This window comes from Streptomyces sp. NPDC057280 (genome assembly GCF_042668605.1).
Taxonomy (GTDB): Bacteria; Actinomycetota; Actinomycetes; order Streptomycetales; family Streptomycetaceae; genus Streptomyces.
The window spans coordinates 890,370-911,809 of record NZ_JBHUYR010000002.1; the positions used below are offsets into that span (position 1 = coordinate 890,370).

Consider the following 21,440-nt stretch of genomic DNA (forward strand, 5'->3'; position numbering starts at 1 on the left):
CATGGGATCACACCGGCCAGGTGTCACACCGGCCACGGGTCAGACCGCCACGTACGTCACCGGCTCACTCCCCGCCACCGCCTCCGCGCGCCCCAGCTTCACCAGCCGCCGCAGGTGCGCCTCCGCCTCCGAGACGGCGATGTTCCGTGATCCGTAGGGGATTTCGGACCAGGGACGGTTCCACTCCATGCGTTCGGCGACCTGCCAGGGCGTGAGCGGCTCGACGAGCAGCATGCGCAGTCCGTCGAGGCGCTCCTCGTGGTGGGTCAGCAACTCCCGTACCCGGGCGGGCGCGTCGGTGAAGACGTACTGGTGGGCCGGGAGGATCTCCGCGGGGGCGAGGCGGCCGACGCGTTCCAGGGAGTCGAGGTAGTCGCCGAGGGGGTCGGTGACGGTGGCGTCGTCGGGGTCCTCGTACAGGCCGATGTGCGGGGTGATCTCGGGGAGCAGGTGGTCGCCGGAGAACAGGCGGCCGTGGCCGGGGAGTTGCGCGGGGTGCTGTTCCTCCAGGTGGAGGCAGACATGGCCGGGGGTGTGGCCCGGCGTCCAGATCGCGCGCAGCCGGCGGCCGGGGAGGGGCAGGAGGTCGCCGGGGACGATCTCGCGGTCCGGTACGGCGGGGGAGAAGCCGGGGAGGCGGCGGGGGCGGGCGGCGCGGAGGGGTGCCAGGTGGTCCTCGGGGGCGCCTGCCGCCTCCAACTTGGCTGTCATATAGGCGAACCAGCGCTCGGGGCGGGTCTCGCCGGTGCGGCGGACGATCGCCGCGTCCGCCGCGTGCATCGCGATCCAGGCGCCGGACGCGTCCCGCACCTGGCCCGACAGGCCGTGGTGGTCCGGGTGGTGATGGGTGATCACCACTCCGTGGATCCCGGCGGGCGAGGTGCCGCAGGCGGCCAGCCCCGCGGTGAGGGTGTCCCAGGACGCCGGGTCGTCCCAGCCGGTGTCGACCAGCACCGGGCCGCCGTCGGTGTCGACGACGTACACGAGCGTGTAGCCGAGCGGGTTGTCCGGGATCGGCACCCGGATGGAGCGGACGCCGCCGCCGTGGTCGGTGACCTGTGGGCTGACCTGTGCCATGGGTTCCCCCGTCTCCGCGTCCCGGCGTCCTCGCGGGCCGAGGCAACTATAACTAGAACGGGTTTCGATGGGAGCCCAAGTCATCCATCAGTCGCGTGTGCGGGGCTGTGGACTCATGGGAGTAGAACTGGTATCAGTTCCGGTAACTGAGTATCTGATGAACCGTCAGAGTCAGCTCCCGGGGAGGCAGTCGGCCATGACCGAGCTCGTGGAACACGGACAGCTGTTCATCGGCGGGGAGTTGACCGACCCCCATGGCAAGGACGTCATCGAGGTGATCTCCCCGCACACCGAGGAGGTCATCGGACGCGTCCCGCACGCCGCGCAGGCGGACGTGGACGCCGCCGTCGCCGCCGCCCGGCGCGCCTTCGACGAGGGGCCCTGGCCGCGGATGAGCCTCGACGAGCGCATCGAGGTCGTCACCCGCATCAAGGACGGCATCCTCACCCGGCACGAGGAGATCGCCCGCGTGATCTCCTCCGAGAACGGGTCGCCGTACTCCTGGAGCGTGCTCGCGCAGGCGCTCGGCGCGATGATGGTGTGGGACGCGGCGATCACCGTCGCGCGGAACTTCACGTACGAGGAGCAGCGCGACGGCGTGCTCGGCAAGATCCTCGTCCGTCGGGAGCCGGTCGGTGTCGTCGCGGCCGTGGTGCCGTGGAACGTCCCGCAGTTCGTCGCCGCCGCCAAGCTCGCGCCCGCGCTGCTCACCGGCTGCACGGTGATCCTCAAGCCGTCGCCGGAGTCGCCGCTGGACGCGTATCTGCTCGCCGAGATCACGCGCGAGGCCGGGCTGCCGGAGGGTGTGCTGTCGATCCTTCCCGCCGACCGTGAGGTGAGTGAGTACCTGGTCGGGCACCCCGGTGTGGACAAGGTCTCCTTCACCGGGTCGGTGGCCGCGGGCAAGCGCGTGATGGAGGTCGCGTCGCGGAATCTCACCCGGGTCACCCTCGAACTGGGCGGTAAATCGGCGGCGGTCGTGCTGCCGGACGCGGAAGTCGAGTCCACGGTCGCCGGTGTCGTCCCCGCCGCCTGGATGAACAACGGGCAGGCGTGCGTCGCCCAGACCCGCATCCTCCTCCCGCGCTCCCGCTACGACGAGTTCGCGGACGCTTTCGCGGCGGCGGCGAGCGCGCTCGTGGTCGGCGACCCGCTGGACCCGGCGACCCAGGTGGGCCCGCTGGTGGCACAGCGCCAGCAGCGCCGGAACCTCGACTACATACGGATCGGCCAGGAGGAGGGCGCGAAGATCCTCACCGGCGGCGGCCGCCCGCCCGGCCTGGACAAGGGCTGGTACGTGGAGCCCACCCTCTTCGGCGACGTCGACAACACCATGCGGATCGCCCGCGAGGAGATCTTCGGCCCGGTCATCTGCCTTCTCCCGTACGGCGACGAGGCCGAGGCCGCGAAGATCGCGAACGACTCCGACTACGGACTCAGCGGCAGCGTGTGGACGGCGGACGTGGCCCACGGCATCGAGTTCGCGCGCGGGGTGCGGACGGGCACGTACAACGTCAACACCTTCAGCCTGGACATGCTCGGCCCGTTCGGCGGCTACAAGAACTCAGGCCTGGGGCGGGAGTTCGGGCCGGAGGGCTACGGCGAGTTCCTCGAACACAAGATGATCCATCTGCCGGCCGGCTGGGAGGCGTGAGCGCGGCCATGGGGGACCGCTGGCAGGTAGAGGTCGACCGTTCGATCTGCATCGGCTCGGCGCAGTGCGTCCACCGCGCCCAGGGCGCCTTCCGGCTCGACTCCGGCATGCAGTCCCACCCCGTCGAACCGGAGACCGACGCCAACGAGAAGGTCCTGGAGGCCGCCGAGAACTGCCCGGTCGAGGCGATCATGATCACACTCCTGGGGAGCGGGGAGCCGGTGTTCCCGCCGGAGGAGTGAACACTTAGGCTCCTGCGGTCGTCATCAGGGACCGTAGGGGTGGGTGTGGAGAAGTCCGAGGCCAAGCAGCTGATCGAGCAGGCGTACGAGGCATGGGATGCCGAAGAGTGGCTGGGCGCGGCCGAGCTCTTCGAGCGGGTTCTCGCCCACTTCCCGGACGTGGAGCCGAGCGCGGTGTGGTGGTACGACGCCGCGCTCGCCCACAAGTTCCTGCGCAACTGGCAGAAGGCGTACGAGCTGGGGCGCGAGGCCGCCGCCCGCGCGCCGCGCGGGGAGGGTGACCCGGCGTACTGGAACCTCGGCATCGCGGCGACGATCCAGCGTGACTGGGCGACGGCGCGGGACGCCTGGGCGGGCTTCGGCATCGAACTCCCGGACGGGGAGGGCGAGATCGAGGTGCTGGGCGGGCACGCGTGCGTGCGGCTCGACACGGGCGGCGAGCGGGAGGTCGTATGGGTCGAACGGGTGTGTCCGACCCGCGGCCGGGTGGTGAGCGTGCCCGTCACTGGCGGTCGGCGCTACGGCGAGATCGTCGTCCACGACGGCGCACCCAACGGCGAGCGGATCGTCGACGGCACGGCCTTCCCCGTCTTCGACGAGCTGCTGCTCTTCCAGGAGTCCGAGCTGCCCACCCTGGAAGTGACGGTCGCCGCGGGCGAGCGTGCCGACCTGGAGGCGCTGGTCGGACTGTTCACCGAGCACGGCTACGGCGCCGAGCCCGCGAGCAGCGTCCGGATGCTGTGCGCCTGCTGCAGCGAGGGCACCCACGAGCAGGAGCGCGGCGTCGAGGCGGGCGCCCAGCAGGTCTCGCTCGCGGCCCCGCCGGAGGAGGCGCGCCGGTTGCTGGAGCGGTGGGCGGCGGAGGTGGCGATCGGGCGGAGCTGGAGCGGGCTGGAACCGGTCGGATAGGCGGGGTGGGGCCGCGAAAAAACATCCAGAATATCCAGATCGGGGGGTTTCATCCCCGCTCTGGCGTTCTATTCTGGAAGTGGCCTACGGGACGAGTGAGGGAGTCCGAGCGGAGTAGCCGACTCTGGCGCGACGCGGAAGCAGAGCATCCGCCGGTGCCGACGTCGACGGTCGGGCTGAGAGGCCGGAAGGCAGCGGTCAGGCCGGAAGGCGACCCCCAGCACCTGATCCGGACCATGCCGGCGAAGGGAACCCGTCTCGTAGGTTTTCTACGGCCCCTCGGGCGCCGTGAGGTCGATCAGTCGGCACACCGTCTCGATGTCGATCTTGACCTGGGCGATGGAGGCGCGCCCCGAAAGCCAGGTGATCAGCGCCGAGTGCCAGGTGTGCTCGATCACCCGGACCGCGGAGAGCTGGTCCGGGGTCGGGTCCGCGAGGCCCATCGCGTCCAGGATGATCACCGTGGTCTGCCGGGAGACCTGGTCGACCTCGGGGGAGACGCTGCGGTCGGCGAAGGTGAGGGCGCGGACCATCGCGTCGGCCAGGTGCGGCTCACGCTGGAGGGCGCGGAAGGCGCGCATCAGGGTCTCCGCGACCCGCTCGGCCGCCGTCTCGCCCTGCGGGGGCTTCTTCCGCAACGTGCCGTGCATGTGCTCCAGTTGGTCCTGCATGGTCGCGACCAGCAGATGCACCTTGGAGGGGAAATAGCGGTACAGCGTGCCGAGCGCCACCTGGGAGGACTCCGCGACCTCCCGCATCTGCACGGCGTCGAAGCCGCCCCGGCTCGCCAGCTGGGCGCTCGCGTGCAGGATGCGGCGTCGGCGGGCCGCCTGCCGCTCGGTGAGCGGCGGCGAGTCGGTCCGCACCGTACCGGCTTCGACCTTGACCGGCTTGACCGGTTTGGCCGGTGGCTTGGCTTGCGCAGGCATGGGTCGGGTCCCGTTCCGTGACAATCGGTGAGGGCGAATGATCGCACAGCATGACAGGGGCTTCGGCCGTGGCGCGAATCACCTGATCCACTGCTCACACCGCCCCTACCTGCCGGTAGATTCAGAGCCTCTTGGACGATCAAGTCTGAAACTTGTTCTAGATTAGCGTCCCGGCGTAATCTCGCGGGAAACAGCAGGAAGAAGGGGGCCCGGAGTGACCGCTGAGGCCAGTCAGGCGGGGTCCCAGGAGGACCCGGCCGCGGACGGCGAGCGACCGCTCAACATCGCACTCCTCACCTATAAGGGAAACCCGTTCTGCGGCGGCCAGGGCGTCTACGTCCGCCACCTCTCCCGCGAACTGGCCCGCCTCGGCCACCGCGTCGAGGTCATCGGCTCCCAGCCGTACCCGGTCCTGGACGCAGGCCTGGAGGACCGGCTGTCCCTCACGGAGCTGCCGAGCCTCGACCTCTACCGCTCCCCGGACCCCTTCCGCACCCCTAAGCGCGACGAGTTCCGCGACTGGATCGACGCCCTCGAGGTCGGCACCATGTGGACCGGCGGCTTCCCCGAGCCCCTCACCTTCTCGCTCCGCGCCCGCCGCCATCTGCGCGCCCGACGCGGCGAGTTCGACGTCGTCCACGACAACCAGACGCTGGGGTACGGGTTGTTGGGAGACGTGGGGGCGCCTTTGGTCACCACCATCCACCACCCCATCACCGTGGACCGGCAGTTGGAGCTGGACGCGGCCGAGGGCTGGAAGCGCCGCTACTCGGTCCGCCGCTGGTACGCCTTCACTCGCATGCAGAAGCGCGTCGCCCGCCGGCTGCCGTCCGTCCTGACCGTCTCCGGCACCTCCCGCCAGGAGATCGTCGACCACCTCGGTGTCCGCGACGACCGCATCCACGTCGTCCACATCGGCGCCGACACCGACCTGTTCAAGCCGGACGCGTCGGTCCGCCGGGTGCCCGGCCGGATCGTCACCACCTCCAGCGCCGACGTCCCGCTCAAGGGCCTCATCTACCTCATCGAGGCACTCGCCAAGGTCCGCGTCGAGCACCCCGAGGCCCACCTCGTCGTCGTCGGCAAGCGCGCCGAGGACGGACCCGTCGCCCAGGCCATAGAGCGGTACGGCCTCGAAGGCGCCGTCGACTTCGTCAAGGGCATCTCCGACGCCGAACTCGTCGACCTGGTCCGCTCGGCCGAGATCGCCTGCGTCCCCTCCCTCTACGAGGGCTTCTCCCTCCCGGCGGCGGAAGCCATGGCCACGGGAACGCCGCTCCTCGCGACGACCGGCGGAGCGATCCCCGAGGTCGCCGGCCCCGACGGCGAGACGTGCCTCGCCGTCCCGCCCGGCGACGCGGGGGCGCTGGCCGCTGGACTGGGCCGGTTGCTGAGCGACCCGGCCTTGAGAGCGCGACTCGGCTCGGCCGGGCGTGAGCGGGTACTGGCGAAGTTCACCTGGGCCAGAGCCGCCGAGGGAACGGTCGCCAGATACCGAGACGCGATGGCCCGCTCCGCGACCACGCTTCCAGGCCGCTCCGCGGCCTCAGTGACTGTTGCAGGCATCTCATCCGAAAGCAGGGCCACGTGCTGACCGTCGACTTCTCCCGGTTCCCGCTCGCCCCGGGCGACCGCGTCCTGGACCTCGGCTGCGGAGCCGGCCGGCACGCGTTCGAGTGCTACCGGCGCGGCGCCCAGGTCGTCGCCCTGGACCAGAACGCCGAGGAGATCCGCGAGGTCGCGAAGTGGTTCGCGGCGATGAAGGAGGCCGGCGAGGCCCCCGAGGGCGCCACCGCCACCGCCATGGAGGGCGACGCCCTCGCGCTCCCGTTCCCGGACGAGTCCTTCGACGTCGTGATCATCTCCGAGGTCATGGAGCACATCCCGGACGACAAGGGCGTCCTCGCCGAGATGGTCCGGGTGCTCAAGCCCGGCGGCCGGATCGCCGTCACCGTCCCGCGCTACGGCCCCGAGAAGGTCTGCTGGGCGCTGTCCGACGCCTACCACGAGGTCGAGGGCGGCCACATCCGCATCTACAAGGCGGACGAACTGCTCGCGAAGATCCGTGAGGCCGGCCTCAAGCCGTACGGCACCCACCACGCGCACGCGCTGCACTCGCCGTACTGGTGGCTGAAGTGCGCGTTCGGCGTCGACAACGACAAGGCGCTGCCGGTGAAGGCGTACCACAAGCTCCTGGTCTGGGACATCATGAAGAAACCGCTCGCGACCCGGGTCGCCGAGCAGGCCCTCAACCCTCTGATCGGCAAGAGCTTCGTGGCCTACGCGACCAAGCCGCACCTGCCGCGGGTGGACGCCAAGTGACCACTCCCCGGACAGAACACCTCGTCCTGCCCGGGGTGCTGACCGCCGAGCAGGCCGCCGCGACCGTCGCCGGCATCCTCGCCGTACAGCGCGAGGACGGCGCGATCCCGTGGTTCCGCGGCCACCACCTCGACCCGTGGGACCACACCGAGGCCGCGATGGCCCTCGACGCGGCCGGCGAACACGAGGCGGCGGAGCGGGCGTACGAGTGGCTGGCCCGGCACCAGAACGCGGACGGCTCCTGGTACGCCGCGTACCGGGACGGGGACTTCGCGGACGTCACCGACCGGGGCCGCGAGACCAACTTCGTCGCCTACATCGCCGTAGGGGTGTGGCACCACTACCTCTCGACGGGCGACGACACCTTCCTGGACCGCATGTGGCCGTCGGTCTACGCGGCGATGGAGTACGTGCTGCGGCTGCAGCAGCCCGGCGGCCAGATCGGCTGGAAGGGCGAGGAGGACGGCAGCTTCACGACGGACGCGCTGCTGACCGGTTCCTCGTCCATCCACCACGCCTTGCGCTGCGCCCTGGCCATCGCCGAACAGCGCGAAGAGCCGCAACCGGACTGGGAGTTGGCGGTAGGAGCCCTGCGCCACGCGATCCGCCGCCACCCGGAGCGGTTCCTGGACAAGGACCGCTACTCCATGGACTGGTACTACCCCGTCCTGGGCGGCGCGTTGACGGGCGCGGAGGCCAAGTCCCGGGTGGAGAAGGACTGGGAGCGCTTCGTCGTCCCCGGGCTCGGGGTGCGCTGCGTCGTCCCCAACCCGTGGGTGACGGGCGGCGAGTCGGCCGAACTCGCCCTGGCCCTCTGGGCGATGGGCGAGTCCGACCGCGCGCTGGAGATCCTCCAGTCCATCCAGCACCTGCGGGACGAGGAGTCCGGCCTGTACTGGACGGGCTACGTCTTCGAGGACGACGCGATCTGGCCGCGGGAACTCACGACCTGGACGGCCGGATCGCTGCTGCTCGCGGTCGCCGCGCTGGGCGGCGACGAGGCGACCTGCACGGTGTTCGGCGGGGAGCAGCTGCCGAGGGGGCTGGATCCGGACTGCTGCGCCTGATCCCCGTGAACAGCCGGGCGGGTGGTCAGTGCCGCGTCATCCGTCCGGCGATCGCGTGGCCGACGAACAGGTAGACCACCGCTGCCAGGCCGTAACCCGCGACCACGCGGGCCCAGGCCTCGTCGAAGGTGAACAGGTCGCGCGACCAGCCGGCCAGCCAGTTGGCCACGTTGTGGACGAACTGCACCAGCTCGTTGGCACGGTTGGCGTCCAACAGGTACATCAGAATCCACAGGCCCAGGATGAGGGCCATGACGTCGGCGACGATCGCTATGACCGCGCCGGCTCGATTACCGCTTCTGTATCGAGACATGCCTTTCGGATTGCCGCCGGATGCTATATGAAACCCGAACGGCTGCCCTCAGGAGTTCAGCTCCGCCAGCACGCGCAGCGACTCCCGGTCGGGGGAGAGGGCCAGCAGGTCCGTCACGGGCCCCTTGCGCCACGACTCCAGCCGCTCGGCGATGCGTTCACGCGGGCCGACGAGAGAGATCTCGTCGGCGAAGGCGTCGGGGACGGCCAGCACCGCTTCCTCCCTGCGGCCTTCGAGGAACAGCCGTTGAATCCGGCGCGCCTCCTCCTCGTACCCCATGCGGGCCATGAGGTCGGCGTGGAAGTTGCGGCGGGCGTGGCCCATGCCCCCGATGTAGAAGCCGAGCATGGTCTTCACGGGCAGCAGCCCCTCGCGTACGTCGTCACAGACGCGGACCTGGGCCATCGGCGCGACGAGGAAGCCGTCGGGCGCCTCGGCGAGCGAGGCCTCGTACACCTCGGGGCGGGTGGGGGACCAGTACAGGGGGAGCCAGCCGTCGGCGATACGGGTGGTCTGGGCGATGTTCCTGGGGCCCTCGGCACCGAGGAGGACCGGGAGGCGGCCGGGGCGGAGGGGGTGGGTGATGGGCTTGAGGGGTTTGCCGAGGCCGGTGGCGTCGGGGCCGGTGTAGGGGTGGGCGTGGAAGCGGCCGGCCAGCTCGACGGGGCCCTCGCGGCGCAGGACCTGGCGTACGACGTCGACGTACTCGCGCGTCGCGGTCAGCGGCGACGTGGGGAACGGGCGGCCGTACCAGCCCTCGACCACCTGCGGCCCGGACAGCCCCAGCCCGAGCATCATGCGGCCGCCGGAGAGGTGGTCGAGGGTGAGGGCGTGCATGGCGGTGGTGGTGGGGGAGCGGGCCGCCATCTGGGCAACGGCCGTGCCGAGCTTGATCGTTGTGGTGTGGGCGGCGATCCAGGTGAGGGGCGTGAAGACGTCCGATCCCCAGGACTCGGCGGTCCACACGGAGTCGTAACCGAGCCGCTCGGCTTCCTGCGCGAGCGGAACGTGCTCCGGGTTGGGGCCACGCCCCCAGTAGCCGAGCGCGAGACCGAGCCGCATGCCTGCCTCCTGACGGTACGTCAGACTCCGGTCGAGGGAGGCGACTGTACGACAACGGCCCCTCACCCGGAAGGGAGAGGGGCCGTGCGTTGGTTGTCGCTCCGGGCTCAGCCGCGCTGGATGCCCGAGGTGTCCTGCAGCACGCCACGGCGGCCGTCCTGCGTCTGGGCGACCAGGGCCGGGCCGCGCTGCTCGACGGCCAGGTACCAGGTGCCCGGCGCCAGTTCGGCGATCGGCGTCTGCGAGCCGTCCTCGGCGAAGAGGGGGCGCGGGACGGGTACGGCGAACCAGAACGGGGAGAAGTCCGACGCCGCCTGCGTGGGCTGACCCGGCTGCGGCTGCGGCTGGCCGGCGTTGAACGGGGCCGTCGGCTGCGGCTGGCCACCGCCGTAGGGCTGACCGGGCTGCGGGGCACCGGCGCCGGGGTAGCCGTAACCGCCCTGCGGCTGGGCGCCGTAGGGCTGGGGGGCGGCGGGGCCCTGGGCGGGGAGGAGGGCGCCCTTGAGGGCGGGGACGAGAGGGGTGGCAATGGCGCCGCCGGCGAGGAGCAGCGCGGCGATCATGCCGAGGATGAGACCGGCGCCCGCGCCGTCCGCGTCGATCGTCCACCACAGCAGCGCCCAGGCGGCCGCGACCGTGAGGGCAACACCGACGGTACCCAGGTCCAGGCCCGCGACCTTGCGAGGCTGGGGCAGAAGCCGGGCGAGCACAACGAGTGCGCCGCCGACCACGCCGGTCATGTAAGTACCGAGCCCGAGACCGAGGCTCAAGCCCCACGCGTTCGGAGCATCGACGCTGCCACAGTAGGGGCCGTCGCAGCTGGCAACGTCGAGGAGGGACGCGATGAACAGCAACACCGCTGCTCCGATCACCACGCCGTCGCCTCTAGTGAGGGAGCGGATATTCACTTCAAGGTCCTTCGGTTCAGTCGTCTCGTCATCGGCTCGCTGGAGGCGTCGCTGTCACCATGTCGCCGTCAGGCCCCGGTGTGAAGCGCGGGGGTGGCCCCTCATCGTAAAGACGACCTTATCGTCCGTCCGACGAGGCTGTCCGCAGGGATCAACCCGCGAACCGCTAGCCGCGCAGGAAACTCACGATTCCTTCAGAGATTCCCTGCGCCGCCTTCTGCCGCCAGGCACCGCTGGTCAGCTGTGCCGCGTCCTTGGTATCGCGCATGTTGCCGCACTCGATGAACACCTTGGGAACCGTTGACAGATTGAGACCGCCCAGGTCCTTACGCGTGACGAGGCCGGTGCCGTCGCCGACGTAGTTGGAGGGGGCGCTGCCCGTGACGCGGACGAAACTGCCCGCGATGCGCTCGCCGAGATCCGCGGAGGAGGCGACGATCGGCCGGGTGTCGGCGGCGCCCGCGTGGACGCTGCCCGGGAGGATGACGTGGAAGCCGCGTTGGCCCGCGCCCGCGCCGTCGGCGTGGACGGAGACGACGGCGTCGGCGTGGGCGTTGTTGCCGATACGGGCCCGCTCGTCGACGCACGGGCCGTACGGCCGGTCGCCGTCCTGGGTCAACTTCACCGTGGCGCCCTGCTGTTCGAGGAGCGTGCGCAGCCGGTGGGCGACGTCGAGGGTGAACTTGGCCTCGGTGTAACCGGAATTGGTGGACGTGCCCGTCGTATCGCATTCCTTCCAGTTCGTGCCGATGTTCACCTTCTTGTTGATCTCGGCCGTGTGCTGGAAGTTGCTCGGGTTGTGCCCGGGGTCGATGACGACGACCTTGCCCTTGAGAGGGCCGGAGGCGGCCGGGGCGGAGGTGGTCTTGCTCGGAGCCGGACTCGGGCTAGGGCTCGGCTTCGCGTCGTCGGTCGCCTTGGTCGTCCTGGGGCCGGAAGCCGAGGCCGGCGCGCTCGACAAGGAGGTCGGCGTCCCCACGGCCTCGCTCGCGCCGCCACCCGACCCGCCCACCGCCTCGTACACCAGCCAGCCGAGCAGCGCGCCCGGCACGAGAGCGGCCACCGCGACCGTGAGAGGGCGGCGCCTGGGACGGCGGGGCTGGGGAGGATCGAAGTCCGGGCCTACGTACGACACGACAGCCACCCTAGCGGCGGGTGAGTGGCGAGGCGGGGTGGTGTACGCCGGGCGGGTCGTTTCATCCGAACGGCACACCGGCGTCGCTCACGGCTGGGCGGTATGCGAAGAATCGCCCATGAGATCACATGTGCGCGTCATAGCCGGCGCTCTCACGACCGTCACCGTCGCCGCGACCGTCGCCCTGGGCGCGCCCGCGGCCCAGGCCGACCCGTTCCCCTGCACTCCGCCGGAGGACGCCTGCGCCGTCGACTACGTCTACAACCAGCCGGGCGTCGGCACCGGCAACGTCATCCAGACCCCGGTCGACATCGACATCAACGTGAAGCCCTGAAGCCCTTCAGATACCCACGCCCGTGCGCCGCAGCACGCGCAGCGTGGCGGTCGCCGAGACCTCCGTGAAGGCGCCGGACTCCAGCGCCCGCAGATAGATCCGGTACGGCGCCTGCCCGGTGAACTCGTCCTTCGGGTCCGGATGCACGTCGTGGATGAGGAGCAGCCCGCCCTCGGCGACGTGCGGGGCCCACCCCTCGTAGTCCGCGCTCGCGTGCTCGTCGGTGTGGCCGCCGTCGATGAAGACGAGGCCGAGCGGCGAGTTCCAGATCTTCGCCACCTGCGGGGAGCGGCCGACGAGGGCGACGATGTGGTCCTCCAGGCCCGCCCGGTGCAGGGTGCGGCGGAACGTCGGCAGCGTGTCCATCAGCCCGAGTTCGGGGTCGACCGTCTCCGGGTCGTGGTACTCCCAGCCCGGCTGCTGCTCCTCGCTGCCCCGGTGATGGTCGACGGTCAGCGCCGTCACCCCGGCCGCGCGCGCCGCGTCCGCGAGGAGGATCGCGGAACGCCCGCAGTACGTACCGACTTCGAGGAGGGGGAGCCCGAGCCGCCCGGCATCGACGGCCGCCTCGTACAGGGCAAGCCCTTCGTGCACGGGCATGAACCCCTTGGCACCCTCGAACGCGGCGAGGATCTCGGGCTTGGGTGCCGAGGCGGTCATGGGGGTCCCTTTCGGTCGTACGGGGTCATGGGCGCCCATGGTGCACCACACCCCCATCACGCAGGTGACGGGGGTGCAGGTCAAGGGCCCTTAGGGGCGCGGGGAACTGCGCGACCAGCCACAGTGGACCCGCACCCGACAACGAACCCTTACGCGGTCACCGTCTCCCCGGGCAAAGAAAGATCCACGTCCACGGCACTCTCATCCCCCGCATGCGTGGCCGACGAAGCAAGCGGCCCATGGCCGGAGGCCTTCGCGGCGAGCACGTACGCCCCCTCCGCCGGAACGGCGAGCGCATAGCTCCCGTCCTCCTCGGACAGCGTCGCCCCCGCCTGCCGCCCCCGCCGGTCGATGAGCGTCACCTTCGCACGCGCGACAGGCGAACCGTCGGCGCCGAGGACCCGCCCGCGGAAGCAGCGCAGCACCGCCTCCGCGCGCTCCAGGTTCGCGTCCTCCTCGCTGCTCGCGTTGAGCCGCGGCGCGCGGTCGGGCTTGGGGAGGAACAGGGCCATCAGCAGGCCCACCCCGACCGCGCCCGTCGCGATGAGGAACGAGACGCGGAAGCCGTGCATCGTGGGGATCTCGACGCCGTTCACGGTGTTCGCGGTGTTGGCGAGGACCATGCCGATGACGGCGCTGGACACCGACGTACCGATGGACCGCATCAGGGTGTTGAGGCCGTTCGCCGCACCCGTCTCCGACGCGGGCACCGCGCCGACGATCAGGGCGGGCAGCGAGGAGTACGCGAGGCCGATGCCCGCGCCCAGCACGACCGCGATGACCAGGCTCTGCCAGGCCGCGCTCATCAGGCCGAGGCCCGCGCCGTAGCCGATCGCGATGATCAGCATGCCGAGGATGAGGGTGAACTTGGGGCCGTACTTCGCGGACAGGCGGGCGTAGACGGGCGCCGTGAACATCATCGTCAGGCCCAGCGGGGCGACCAGCAGACCGGCGACGACCATGGACTGGCCGAGGCCGTAGCCGGTGGCCTTCGGGAGCTGGAGCAGCTGGGGAAGGACGAGCGAGACGACGTAGAACGAGACACCGACCATGATCGAGGCCAGGTTGGTGAAGAGGACCGCGGGGCGGGCCGTGGTGCGCAGGTCGACGAGGGGGGCCGCGGCGCGGAGCTCGTAGACGCCCCACAGGACGAGGACGACGGCGGACGCGGCGAACAGGCCGAGCGTGGTGCCGGACGTCCAGCCCCAGTCGCTGCCCTTGGTGATGGGCAGCAGGAAGAGGACCAGGCCGGTGGAGAGGCCGAGGGCGCCGAGGAGGTCGAAGGTGCCTTCCGCGCGCATCGTCGATTCCGGTACGACGAGCAGGGTGAGCACGATGGAGAGCGCGCCGAGGCCCGCGGCGCCGTAGAAGAGGGCGTGCCAGTCGGCGTGCTGGGCGATCAGGGCCGCGAGGGGGAGGGCGAGGCCGCCCCCGACGCCGATGGAGGAGCTCATCAGGGCCATCGCCGAGCCGAGCTTCTCGCGGGGCAGCATGTCGCGCATCAGGCCGATGCCGAGGGGGATCGCGCCCATGGCGAAGCCCTGGAGGGTGCGGCCGGTGATCATCAGGAGCAGGTCGCTGGTGAGCGCGCTGACGAGGGCGCCGACCACCATGACCGAGAGGCTGGCGATCAGCATGCGGCGCTTGCCGTACAGGTCGCCGAGACGGCCCATGATCGGGGTGGCGACGGCGCCGGAGAGCAGGGTCGAGGTCAGGACCCAGGTGGCGTTGCTGGGGGCGGTGTCCAGCAGCTGCGGCAGGTCCTTGATGACGGGGACGAGCAGGGTCTGCATCACCGCGACGACGATGCCCGCGAACGCGAGCACCGGGACGACGGCGCCGCTTGCGGTGCGGGCGGGCTGGTCGGTCGGCGTAAGTCTCATGTGTGCAATGAACTCGGTGTGCCGGGGCAACTATTCCGATGCTTCGAGCCACTAACGATTTCTTTATCTTCTCTTGACACTGGGACCACGGGCCGAGGGCCCTGGACCTAGACCCAAATCCCGATGCCAGGGGCGCAGAGCGGTTGAGAGTATGACGCCCATGTCCCGAGCCGCCGAAGTCCCGATCACCGTCGCGCCCCCTCGCCGTACCGCCCCGCCCGCCTGGGTGGTGGTGGCGCTCGCGTGCGCCGGACAGTTCCTCGTCGTGCTGGACGTGTCCGTGGTGAACGTGGCGCTGCCCTCGATACGGGCCGATCTGGGTATGAGCGCCTCCGGGCTGCAATGGGTCGTGAACGCGTACGCGATCGCCTTCGCCGGGTTCATGCTGCTCGGCGGGCGGGCCGGGGACCTGTACGGGCGCAAGCGGATGTTCCTCGTCGGGCTCGGTCTGTTCACGCTGGCCTCGCTCGCCGGCGGCCTCGCCCAGGAGGGCTGGCAGCTGCTGCCGGCGCGGGCCGCGCAGGGGCTCGGCGCGGCGGTGCTCGCGCCCTCGACGCTGACGATCGTCACCTCCGCCGTCCCGGAGGGACCCGCACGCGCGCGTGCCATAGCCACCTGGACCGCGGTCGGCGGAGGCGGCGGCGCGGCGGGCGGCCTGGTCGGCGGGGCGCTGGTGGACGCGTGGTCGTGGCGCTGGACCCTGCTGATCAACGTGCCGGTCGGGGCCGTCGTGCTCCTCGGCGCCCTGTGGTGGCTGAACGAGAGCCGGGCCGGGGACGGGCGGCGGCTCGACCTGCCCGGCGCGGTGCTGGTGACTGCGGGGCTGGCCACACTGGCGTACGGCATCTCCGGGACGGAAGCCTCGGGGTGGGCGTCGGCGGCGACGGTGGTGCCGCTGCTCGCCGGGCTCGCGCTGATCGGGCTCTTCCTCGCCGTCGAGGCGCGTACGGCCGCCCCGCTGATGCCGCTCGGGCTGCTCCGCGTCCGGTCGGTGGCCGCGGCGAACGTGGCGATGTTCCTGTCCGGCTCGGCGATGTTCTGCATGTGGTTCTTCATGACGCTGTACGCCCAGAACGTCCTCGGCTACTCGCCGCTGGAGGCCGGGCTCGCCCTCGTGCCCAGCTCGCTCGCCGTGATCCTGGGCTCCAAGACGGCACCGCGGCTGATGCGGGCCGTGGGCGCGCGCATGGCGGCGGTCCTGGGGACGTGCGTGGCGGTGGCCGGGTTCGCCTGGCAGTCGACGATGAGCGTCGACGCCGGGTACGTGGTGACGGTCATGTGCCCCGGCATCCTGATGATGCTGGGCGCGGGCCTGGCGACGACACCGCTGGCCGCACTGGCCACGTCGGGGGCGGCGCCCGGGGAGGCCGGGCTGGTGTCGGGGCTGGTCAACACCTCGCGCACCATGGGCGGCTCGCTGGGGCTCGCGGTGATGTCGACGGTCGCGGCGTCGCGCACGGGGGACCGGGCGACGGCGGAGGCGCTCACCGACGGGTACGCGCTGGTGTTCCGCACGGGGACCGGGGTGCTGATCGGCGGGGTGCTGCTCATGCTGGTGTGGCTGCCCCGGAGGGTGGTGGCGGCGCCGTCGAAAAAGTCCTCGAACTGAGGCAACGGTCCGAGGGGCCCATGGACTCCTTTGAACATCTAGGAGGTGCCCATGGGGGATCGCAAGGAGGCTCGGGACGCTGAGTTCCAGAGCTTCGTCATCGGCCGCTGGCCGCGGCTGATGAGGACGGCATTTCTCCTCACGGGGGAGCAGCACGCCGCGGAGGACCTGGTCCAGTCGACCCTGGAACAGGTCTACGTGGCCTGGCGCAGAGTCGGCTCGGCCGACGACCCGGAGGCGTACGTACGGCGCGTGATGATCAACGCGCACGCGAGAAAACACCGCAGAAAGCTCAGGGAGTTCCTGGCTCCCAAGGACGACTCGGGACTGGTCCGCGAGATCGCCGACACCGGTGACCGCATCGCGCAGGCCGAGGACCGCAGCGCTCTGCTGAAGGCGCTGGCCCAACTGCCGCCGCGGCAGCGCGAGGCCGTGGTCCTGCGCTACTGGGAGGACCTGACCGAGACCCAGACCGCCGAGGCGATGGGCTGTTCCGTCGGCTCGGTGAAGAGCAACGCGGCCAAGGGGATCGCGAAACTCCGCGCCATACCGGGGCTGGCCGACATGGTGACGCAGGGAGGGCGGAAGTGATGAGCGCGGACCGGGAGACGAACCACGACATGGCGAACAGCGACATCACCCTCCTGCTGGCCGACGCCACGGACGAGGTCGAGATCGGCATAGCCCCTTACGAGGCGGTGATCCGGGGCGGCCGCCGCCGCAAGGCCCGCCGCTGGGCGGTGGCCGCGGCCACCGCTCTGGTGATCGCCGGCTCCTCGGCGACGCTCGCGGTGGCGGGGCTGCCGGGCGGGAGCGGCACGGTGACACCACCGGCCACCCAGGCCCCCACGGCGACCCGGGCGGACCTCTACACCCCCCAGCGCACGACGCTCCGGACCGGCGTCGAGGACGGCAAGGAGTGGCGGGTCTTCATCGACGTCTGGGCGGCCCCGAGGAGCGAGGCCGAGGCCGCGGGCCAGCTGGCGGCGATGGGCGAGTACGGCGACGTCCCCACGGGCGTGACCAAGGCCTCCGAACTGATCGGCAAGAGCTCGTACGTCACGTTCTTCAGCGACGGCGACAGCGCCGACCGGGACAACCGCCGGGGCGTCTACGAGGACGCCTTCGAGGCGGCCGACGACCCCATGGGGAGCACGGACGTCCAATCCGCCGCGATTCCCTTCAGGACGACAAACGAGCATGTGCAACGCCTGGTCGTCGGCATGGTCGGCAAGGACGCCGAGCAGGTCACCTGCACCTGGAGGGACGGCACGAAGACGAAGGTCGATCGCCCGGGCCAGGACACCGAGGTCAGCACCGACCAGGCGGCGATCCGTACGGCGAAGGGCTCACCCGTGGACTGGTTCGTGTGCCTGGCACCGAAGGGCACCGGATACGGGACGGCCGATGTGACGGCGGTCAGGTAGGGGAGAAGGCCGGTCGGGGCCGGCCTGGGCGGGGCACGGGGGTGTCCGTCCCGGCCGGCGCCGGCGACACGCGGTGCGGGCGCGGCCGGCGTTCAGTGGATGTCGTGGTCCGGGTGGGTGCGGTCGTAGGCGTCGCGGGCCTCGGCGATGACGGGGCGGTGGGTCAGGGACCAGTCGGTGAGGGCCTTGACCAGGTGGGTGAGGCTGCTGCCGGTCTCGGTGAGGCGGTAGTCGACCTGGGCCGGGACGGTCGGGTAGACGGTGCGCAGGACGAGACCGTCGCGTTCCAGGCGGCGCACGGTGAGGGTGAGCATGCGCTGGGAGATGCCGTGGATCGCGCGCTGCAACTCCCGGAACCGGCGCGGGCCGGAGGCGAGTTCGACGATCACGTACACGGACCACTTGTCGCCGATGCGGTCGAGGACGTCACGGATGCCGCAGTCGGGGTGGTCCTCGTGGCCGCAGGGGTCGAGGTCGGCCGGGGCGGTGGTGAGGGGCGGGGCGGGCGCGGTGGTTACCTCCGTGTGCGTGGGTGACATGGAACTGCCTCCTTGTGGGCGGTAGTTGGCCGGGCAAGGATCAAGCGTAGTCACCGCGCAGATCCACGACGGGGGAGACATGACCGGCATGATTCTGGTGACCGGAGCGAACGGCGGCCTCGGCTCGGCCACGCTCGCGGCACTGCGAACGGGCGGTGCGACCGCGACCGGCGGCAGCCGCACCCCGGGCGAGGGGATGAGAAGGCTCGACTTCGACGATCCCGCCGGCATCGACCTCACCGGGGTGACCACCCTGGTGCTGGTCTCCGCCGGCTACGCCGAGGACGACCAAGTCGTCGCACGACACACGGCGGCGGTCGACGCGGCCGTGCGGGACGGCGTACGGCACGTCGTCTACACGAGCCTGGCGGGCGCCGGTGACCATCTCGGCTTCGCGCTGGCCCACCGCGCGACGGAGCGGCTGCTGCGCGCGTCGGGCCTGCCGTGGACGATCCTGCGCAACGGGCTGTACGCCGAGCTCTTCGGCGGGCTGCTGATGTGGTCGGCCGACGGGGCGGGCGTGGAGTCGGCGTTCGGCGACGGCGCGCTCGCCGCGGTCACGCGGGCCGACCTCGCCGAGGCCGCGGCGGTCGTGGCGGCGGACCCGGCCCGCCATGCCGGGCGCGTCCACGAGTTGGTCGGTACGCCGATCACGGCGGCGGACGTGGCCGGCCGGCTCGGGGTCCCGCACCGGGGCATCGGCCTGGGCGAGTACCGGCGCAGGCTCCTCGACGAGACGCCTGGGCTGCTGCCGTTCCAGCCGCCCATGCTCGCCTCGATCGCGACCGCCGTACGGCACGGCTTCCTGGACGGCACCCACCCCGACCTCGCCGAACTCCTCGGCCGACCGTCCGAGGACCCTCTGGAGACGGCGGTGGCGGCGGCGTCGGCTGCGAGGCCGCGGGTGGCGGCGTAGCCCGGCGGTCGTGCAGCGTCTCCCGCCGACCCCTACAACCACCCCTGCTGACGGGCCTCCCGCAGGGCCTCGGTCCGGTTGCGGGTGCCTGTCTTGCCGATCGCGGAGGAGAGGTAGTTGCGGACCGTGGACTCCGACAGGTGCAGGGCGACGGCGATGTCGGCGACCGTCGCGCCGTCCGCCGAGGTGCTCAGGACCTCGCACTCACGAGCCGTCAGCGGGTTGGGACCGGCGCTGAGGGCGGCCGCGGCGAGGGCGGGATCGATGACCGTCTCGCCGGTCAGCACCCGGCGGATCGACGAGGCCAGTTCCTCCACGGGGCCGTCCTTCACCAGGAAACCGGCGGCCCCGGCCTCCATGGCCCGGCGCAGATAGCCGGGGCGGCCGAAGGTGGTCAGGATCAGCACCCGGCAGTCGGGGGCCTGGTCGCGGAGCTCGGCGGCGGCGTCCAGGCCGCTCTTGCCCGGCAGTTCGATGTCGAGGAGCGCGACGTCGGGACGGTGCGTCAGCGCGGCGTCCACGATGAGGTCACCGGCCGCCACCTGCGCGACGACCTCGATGTCCGCCTCCATCCCGAGCAACAGCGCGAGCGCGCCCCGCATCATGCCCTGATCCTCCGCGAGGAGGACCCGGATGGACTTGGCGGGCCGATAGTCCCGCGGCATCTCGTTCACGGCCCAAGGGTAGGACGCGCTCGCCTGCGGCGCTGGGCGCGCGGGGGCATGTGCGGGTGGGGTGCGGGGCTGGGCGTGGGGGGCGTGTGCGGTTGGGGTGCGGGGCTGGGTGCGCGGGGGGTAATTGCGGGTGGGCTGCGGGGCTGGGTGCGCGGGGGCAATTGCGGGTGGGGTGCGGGTCATGTGCGGGTGGGGTGCGGGTCATGTGCGGGGGTGGGGTGCGGCTCTGGGCGGGGGGCAATTGCGGGTGGGGTGCGGGGCTGGGCGCGCGGGGGCAATTGCGGGTGGGGTGCGGGTCATGTGCGCGTGGGGTGCGGGTCATGTGCGGGGTCATGTCCCCGTGGGCACGGACACCCTCTCGCTGGCCGGACCGGCCGACGTCACCACGTGCCCGGCGTCCCCCACCCCCACCGGCAGCTCCGCCGTGACCACGAACCCGCCCCGAGCTCCCGCTCCGGCCTCCAACCGGCCCCCCGCCACCGCGAGCCGCTCCCGAAGCCCCCGCAAGCCGGTGCCGGTTCGTGTGCCGCCCTCGCCCGTCTCCCCGGCACCGGCTCCGATGCCGCTTCCCGCGGTGGCCGTACCGTCGGGCTCGCGCGTCTTCCCGGCGCCGACTCCGACGCCGCTCCCCGCCGTGGCCGTGCCGCCGCACCCGCCCCCGTCGTCCGTCACCCGCAGCCGAACCCTCCCGACCTCCCCCTCCACCGAGATCTCGCACCGAGCGACCCCCCGCCCGTGCCGCACCACATTGGTCACCGCCTCCCGGACCACCCACCCCAGCAACGCCTCCGTCTGGGCCGCGAGCGGCGGGCCGGAGTGGTGGACCACCGGCTGCACGCCCGCGGCCTCCAGGACCGACCTCGCCCGGTCGAGCTCCGTGCTCAGGCTGCCCTCGCGGTAGCCCGTCACCGCCTCGCGGATCTCCGTGAGGGCCTGGCGGCCGACGGACTCGATGTCGGTGATCTGGGCGACGGCCGCGTCCAGGTCGCGGGGGGCCAGGCGGCGGGCCGCCTCCGACTTGACCACGATCACGGACATGGTGTGGCCGAGCAGGTCGTGCAGATCGCGGGAGAAGCGCAGCCGCTCCTCCTCGACCGCGCGCCGGGCCAACTCCTCACGGGCGGCGCGCAGTTCCCGTACCGCCTCGGACAGCGACAGGATCGCCGCCGTCACCATCGTCGACAGGAACGTGGCGTAGGCGATGTTCACCGCGTCCCAGCCCTCCCGGTACGAGGCCACGGCCGCCGCCAGCGCGGTCAGGGCCAGGCCGGTCCTGCCGAGCCACGGCCCGCGGGTGACGGCTCCGGTGGCCAGGCCCAGCAGGGGGAAGAAGTACAGCCAGCTGCCGCCGTAGCCGAGGGCCAGCGCGCAGGTGAGCACGCCCATGAGGACCAGGGCCACCCGGGTCGAGCGGGCCTCCCGGGTCTGTTTCGTGAAAGCGCGGAAGACGACGTAGATGTAGAGGGAGTTGAAGACGAACAGGCCGATGCCGCCGAGCACCGGCTGCCGCGTGCCCGCCTGGAAGAGGTTGGAGAACGCGCCCATCCCCAGCAGCAGCCAGGGGAGGAGCGTGAACCCGGTGGGCGGTGGGCCGGGTGTCTCCGACGACTTGCGGGCCTGGCGCGCCTCGAGACGGCAGGACGCCGGGCCCCACCAGTGCCGCCTCTTCTTTGTCCCTTGCTTCCCCTGTGTCATGGCTCCACGCTACGAACCCCACCGACCCGCGCGGCAGAGCCGGTCGTACGGATTCCCGCAGGACAAATGTCACGGTGCCCGAAGC

The 21,440-nt window shown here is 71.6% G+C and carries 22 protein-coding genes; 11 read left to right on the forward strand and 11 right to left on the reverse strand.

Annotation, left to right across the window (positions count from 1 at the left end; genetic code table 11):
- Positions 1-39: 39 nt before the first annotated feature.
- The gene (locus ACFUO4_RS14545; protein WP_383484038.1) at positions 40-1,077 is read right to left on the reverse strand and encodes an MBL fold metallo-hydrolase; all 1,038 of its coding nucleotides are present in this window, start codon (positions 1,075-1,077) and stop codon (positions 40-42) included.
- Between the two features lie 196 nt (positions 1,078-1,273).
- Here ACFUO4_RS14545 and ACFUO4_RS14550 point away from each other — a divergent pair, with 196 nt between their 5' ends.
- From ACFUO4_RS14550 to ACFUO4_RS14560, 3 genes are read left to right on the forward strand one after another with little or no spacing between them, the layout of a single operon-like run.
- Positions 1,274-2,731 (forward strand): aldehyde dehydrogenase, encoded by a 1,458-nt coding sequence (locus ACFUO4_RS14550; protein WP_383484041.1) that lies wholly within the window; start codon positions 1,274-1,276, stop codon positions 2,729-2,731.
- Between the two features lie 8 nt (positions 2,732-2,739).
- The gene (locus ACFUO4_RS14555; RefSeq protein ID WP_059191465.1) at positions 2,740-2,973 is read left to right on the forward strand and encodes a ferredoxin; all 234 of its coding nucleotides are present in this window, start codon (positions 2,740-2,742) and stop codon (positions 2,971-2,973) included.
- A 45-nt stretch (positions 2,974-3,018) separates the two neighbouring features.
- On the forward strand, positions 3,019-3,882 hold the full coding sequence (locus tag ACFUO4_RS14560) for a tetratricopeptide repeat protein (protein ID WP_383484044.1): 864 nt from the start codon (positions 3,019-3,021) through the stop codon (positions 3,880-3,882).
- Between the two features lie 269 nt (positions 3,883-4,151).
- Here the strand turns inward: ACFUO4_RS14560 and ACFUO4_RS14565 are convergent, their stop codons facing one another.
- The gene (locus ACFUO4_RS14565) at positions 4,152-4,811 is read right to left on the reverse strand and encodes a TetR family transcriptional regulator (protein ID WP_383484047.1); all 660 of its coding nucleotides are present in this window, start codon (positions 4,809-4,811) and stop codon (positions 4,152-4,154) included.
- A 214-nt stretch (positions 4,812-5,025) separates the two neighbouring features.
- Here ACFUO4_RS14565 and ACFUO4_RS14570 point away from each other — a divergent pair, with 214 nt between their 5' ends.
- From ACFUO4_RS14570 to ACFUO4_RS14580, 3 genes are read left to right on the forward strand one after another with little or no spacing between them, the layout of a single operon-like run.
- Positions 5,026-6,405 (forward strand): glycosyltransferase family 4 protein, encoded by a 1,380-nt coding sequence (locus tag ACFUO4_RS14570; RefSeq protein ID WP_079312113.1) that lies wholly within the window; start codon positions 5,026-5,028, stop codon positions 6,403-6,405.
- Complete coding sequence (locus ACFUO4_RS14575) at positions 6,399-7,133, forward strand: class I SAM-dependent methyltransferase (RefSeq protein WP_079312111.1); 735 nt, start codon at positions 6,399-6,401, stop codon at positions 7,131-7,133. Before ACFUO4_RS14570 ends, ACFUO4_RS14575 begins: the two co-directional genes overlap by 7 nt.
- Positions 7,130-8,200, forward strand: a complete 1,071-nt coding sequence (locus tag ACFUO4_RS14580; RefSeq protein WP_079312109.1) for a prenyltransferase/squalene oxidase repeat-containing protein — start codon at positions 7,130-7,132, stop codon at positions 8,198-8,200. Before ACFUO4_RS14575 ends, ACFUO4_RS14580 begins: the two co-directional genes overlap by 4 nt.
- Positions 8,201-8,225: 25 nt before the next feature.
- Here the strand turns inward: ACFUO4_RS14580 and ACFUO4_RS14585 are convergent, their stop codons facing one another.
- The 4 genes from ACFUO4_RS14585 to ACFUO4_RS14600 all read right to left on the reverse strand — a co-directional run bounded on the left by ACFUO4_RS14585 (position 8,226) and on the right by ACFUO4_RS14600 (position 11,618).
- The gene (locus ACFUO4_RS14585; protein WP_079312107.1) at positions 8,226-8,513 is read right to left on the reverse strand and encodes a hypothetical protein; all 288 of its coding nucleotides are present in this window, start codon (positions 8,511-8,513) and stop codon (positions 8,226-8,228) included.
- 48 nt (positions 8,514-8,561) lie between these two features.
- Complete coding sequence (locus ACFUO4_RS14590; protein WP_383484052.1) at positions 8,562-9,575, reverse strand: LLM class F420-dependent oxidoreductase; 1,014 nt, start codon at positions 9,573-9,575, stop codon at positions 8,562-8,564.
- Positions 9,576-9,682: 107 nt separating this feature from the next.
- Positions 9,683-10,483 carry a DUF5336 domain-containing protein gene (locus tag ACFUO4_RS14595; protein ID WP_383484055.1) on the reverse strand — a complete coding sequence of 267 codons (801 nt, stop codon included), beginning with the start codon at positions 10,481-10,483 and terminating at the stop codon, positions 9,683-9,685.
- Between the two features lie 166 nt (positions 10,484-10,649).
- On the reverse strand, positions 10,650-11,618 hold the full coding sequence (locus tag ACFUO4_RS14600) for an N-acetylmuramoyl-L-alanine amidase (protein ID WP_383484058.1): 969 nt from the start codon (positions 11,616-11,618) through the stop codon (positions 10,650-10,652).
- A 118-nt stretch (positions 11,619-11,736) separates the two neighbouring features.
- On the opposite strand from ACFUO4_RS14600, the gene ACFUO4_RS14605 reads away from it, so the two are divergent.
- Positions 11,737-11,952: a chaplin family protein gene (locus ACFUO4_RS14605; RefSeq protein WP_383484061.1), complete on the forward strand. Its 216-nt coding sequence runs from the start codon at positions 11,737-11,739 to the stop codon at positions 11,950-11,952.
- A gap of 6 nt (positions 11,953-11,958) precedes the next feature.
- Here ACFUO4_RS14605 and ACFUO4_RS14610 read toward each other — a convergent pair whose 3' ends face one another.
- Positions 11,959-12,612, reverse strand: coding sequence for a class I SAM-dependent methyltransferase (locus tag ACFUO4_RS14610; protein WP_383484064.1), 654 nt, complete (start codon positions 12,610-12,612; stop codon positions 11,959-11,961).
- 149 nt (positions 12,613-12,761) lie between these two features.
- Positions 12,762-14,495 carry an MFS transporter gene (locus ACFUO4_RS14615; protein WP_383484067.1) on the reverse strand — a complete coding sequence of 578 codons (1,734 nt, stop codon included), beginning with the start codon at positions 14,493-14,495 and terminating at the stop codon, positions 12,762-12,764.
- A gap of 160 nt (positions 14,496-14,655) precedes the next feature.
- Here ACFUO4_RS14615 and ACFUO4_RS14620 point away from each other — a divergent pair, with 160 nt between their 5' ends.
- Genes ACFUO4_RS14620 through ACFUO4_RS14630 form a run of 3 tightly spaced genes read left to right on the forward strand, consistent with a single transcriptional unit; the run spans position 14,656 to position 17,531 of the window.
- Complete coding sequence (locus ACFUO4_RS14620; RefSeq protein ID WP_383484070.1) at positions 14,656-16,104, forward strand: MFS transporter; 1,449 nt, start codon at positions 14,656-14,658, stop codon at positions 16,102-16,104.
- A 51-nt stretch (positions 16,105-16,155) separates the two neighbouring features.
- Complete coding sequence (locus tag ACFUO4_RS14625; protein WP_079312095.1) at positions 16,156-16,695, forward strand: SigE family RNA polymerase sigma factor; 540 nt, start codon at positions 16,156-16,158, stop codon at positions 16,693-16,695.
- Entirely contained in the window at positions 16,695-17,531 is an 837-nt protein-coding gene (locus ACFUO4_RS14630; RefSeq protein WP_383484074.1) for a hypothetical protein, read from the forward strand. The genes ACFUO4_RS14625 and ACFUO4_RS14630 overlap by 1 nt, the downstream gene beginning before the upstream one ends.
- Positions 17,532-17,623: 92 nt before the next feature.
- Here ACFUO4_RS14630 and ACFUO4_RS14635 read toward each other — a convergent pair whose 3' ends face one another.
- Positions 17,624-18,070, reverse strand: coding sequence for a winged helix-turn-helix transcriptional regulator (locus ACFUO4_RS14635; RefSeq protein WP_383484077.1), 447 nt, complete (start codon positions 18,068-18,070; stop codon positions 17,624-17,626).
- 88 nt (positions 18,071-18,158) lie between these two features.
- On the opposite strand from ACFUO4_RS14635, the gene ACFUO4_RS14640 reads away from it, so the two are divergent.
- Positions 18,159-18,986 carry an NAD(P)H-binding protein gene (locus ACFUO4_RS14640; protein ID WP_383485687.1) on the forward strand — a complete coding sequence of 276 codons (828 nt, stop codon included), beginning with the start codon at positions 18,159-18,161 and terminating at the stop codon, positions 18,984-18,986.
- Positions 18,987-19,018: 32 nt separating this feature from the next.
- On the opposite strand, the gene ACFUO4_RS14645 is transcribed toward ACFUO4_RS14640, so the two are convergent.
- Together ACFUO4_RS14645 and ACFUO4_RS14650 are read right to left on the reverse strand one after the other, a co-directional pair.
- The gene (locus ACFUO4_RS14645; protein WP_383485690.1) at positions 19,019-19,651 is read right to left on the reverse strand and encodes a response regulator; all 633 of its coding nucleotides are present in this window, start codon (positions 19,649-19,651) and stop codon (positions 19,019-19,021) included.
- Positions 19,652-19,990: 339 nt separating this feature from the next.
- The gene (locus ACFUO4_RS14650; RefSeq protein WP_383484080.1) at positions 19,991-21,355 is read right to left on the reverse strand and encodes a histidine kinase; all 1,365 of its coding nucleotides are present in this window, start codon (positions 21,353-21,355) and stop codon (positions 19,991-19,993) included.
- Positions 21,356-21,440 lie beyond the last annotated feature (85 nt).

What these genes read in the sequence shown, in the direction of transcription:
- ACFUO4_RS14545 (WP_383484038.1), bottom strand. Translation starts at nt 1,077, where the DNA reads ATGGCACAGGTCAGCCCACAGGTCACCGACCACGGCGGCGGCGTCCGC.
- ACFUO4_RS14550 (WP_383484041.1), top strand. Translation starts at nt 1,274, where the DNA reads ATGACCGAGCTCGTGGAACACGGACAGCTGTTCATCGGCGGGGAGTTG.
- ACFUO4_RS14555 (WP_059191465.1), top strand. Translation starts at nt 2,740, where the DNA reads ATGGGGGACCGCTGGCAGGTAGAGGTCGACCGTTCGATCTGCATCGGC.
- ACFUO4_RS14565 (WP_383484047.1), bottom strand. Translation starts at nt 4,811, where the DNA reads ATGCCTGCGCAAGCCAAGCCACCGGCCAAACCGGTCAAGCCGGTCAAG.
- ACFUO4_RS14585 (WP_079312107.1), bottom strand. Translation starts at nt 8,513, where the DNA reads ATGTCTCGATACAGAAGCGGTAATCGAGCCGGCGCGGTCATAGCGATC.
- ACFUO4_RS14590 (WP_383484052.1), bottom strand. Translation starts at nt 9,575, where the DNA reads ATGCGGCTCGGTCTCGCGCTCGGCTACTGGGGGCGTGGCCCCAACCCG.
- ACFUO4_RS14605 (WP_383484061.1), top strand. Translation starts at nt 11,737, where the DNA reads ATGAGATCACATGTGCGCGTCATAGCCGGCGCTCTCACGACCGTCACC.
- ACFUO4_RS14610 (WP_383484064.1), bottom strand. Translation starts at nt 12,612, where the DNA reads ATGACCGCCTCGGCACCCAAGCCCGAGATCCTCGCCGCGTTCGAGGGT.
- ACFUO4_RS14615 (WP_383484067.1), bottom strand. Translation starts at nt 14,495, where the DNA reads ATGAGACTTACGCCGACCGACCAGCCCGCCCGCACCGCAAGCGGCGCC.
- ACFUO4_RS14620 (WP_383484070.1), top strand. Translation starts at nt 14,656, where the DNA reads ATGTCCCGAGCCGCCGAAGTCCCGATCACCGTCGCGCCCCCTCGCCGT.
- ACFUO4_RS14625 (WP_079312095.1), top strand. Translation starts at nt 16,156, where the DNA reads ATGGGGGATCGCAAGGAGGCTCGGGACGCTGAGTTCCAGAGCTTCGTC.
- ACFUO4_RS14630 (WP_383484074.1), top strand. Translation starts at nt 16,695, where the DNA reads ATGAGCGCGGACCGGGAGACGAACCACGACATGGCGAACAGCGACATC.
- ACFUO4_RS14635 (WP_383484077.1), bottom strand. Translation starts at nt 18,070, where the DNA reads ATGTCACCCACGCACACGGAGGTAACCACCGCGCCCGCCCCGCCCCTC.
- ACFUO4_RS14640 (WP_383485687.1), top strand. Translation starts at nt 18,159, where the DNA reads ATGATTCTGGTGACCGGAGCGAACGGCGGCCTCGGCTCGGCCACGCTC.
- ACFUO4_RS14645 (WP_383485690.1), bottom strand. Translation starts at nt 19,651, where the DNA reads ATGCCGCGGGACTATCGGCCCGCCAAGTCCATCCGGGTCCTCCTCGCG.
- ACFUO4_RS14650 (WP_383484080.1), bottom strand. Translation starts at nt 21,355, where the DNA reads ATGACACAGGGGAAGCAAGGGACAAAGAAGAGGCGGCACTGGTGGGGC.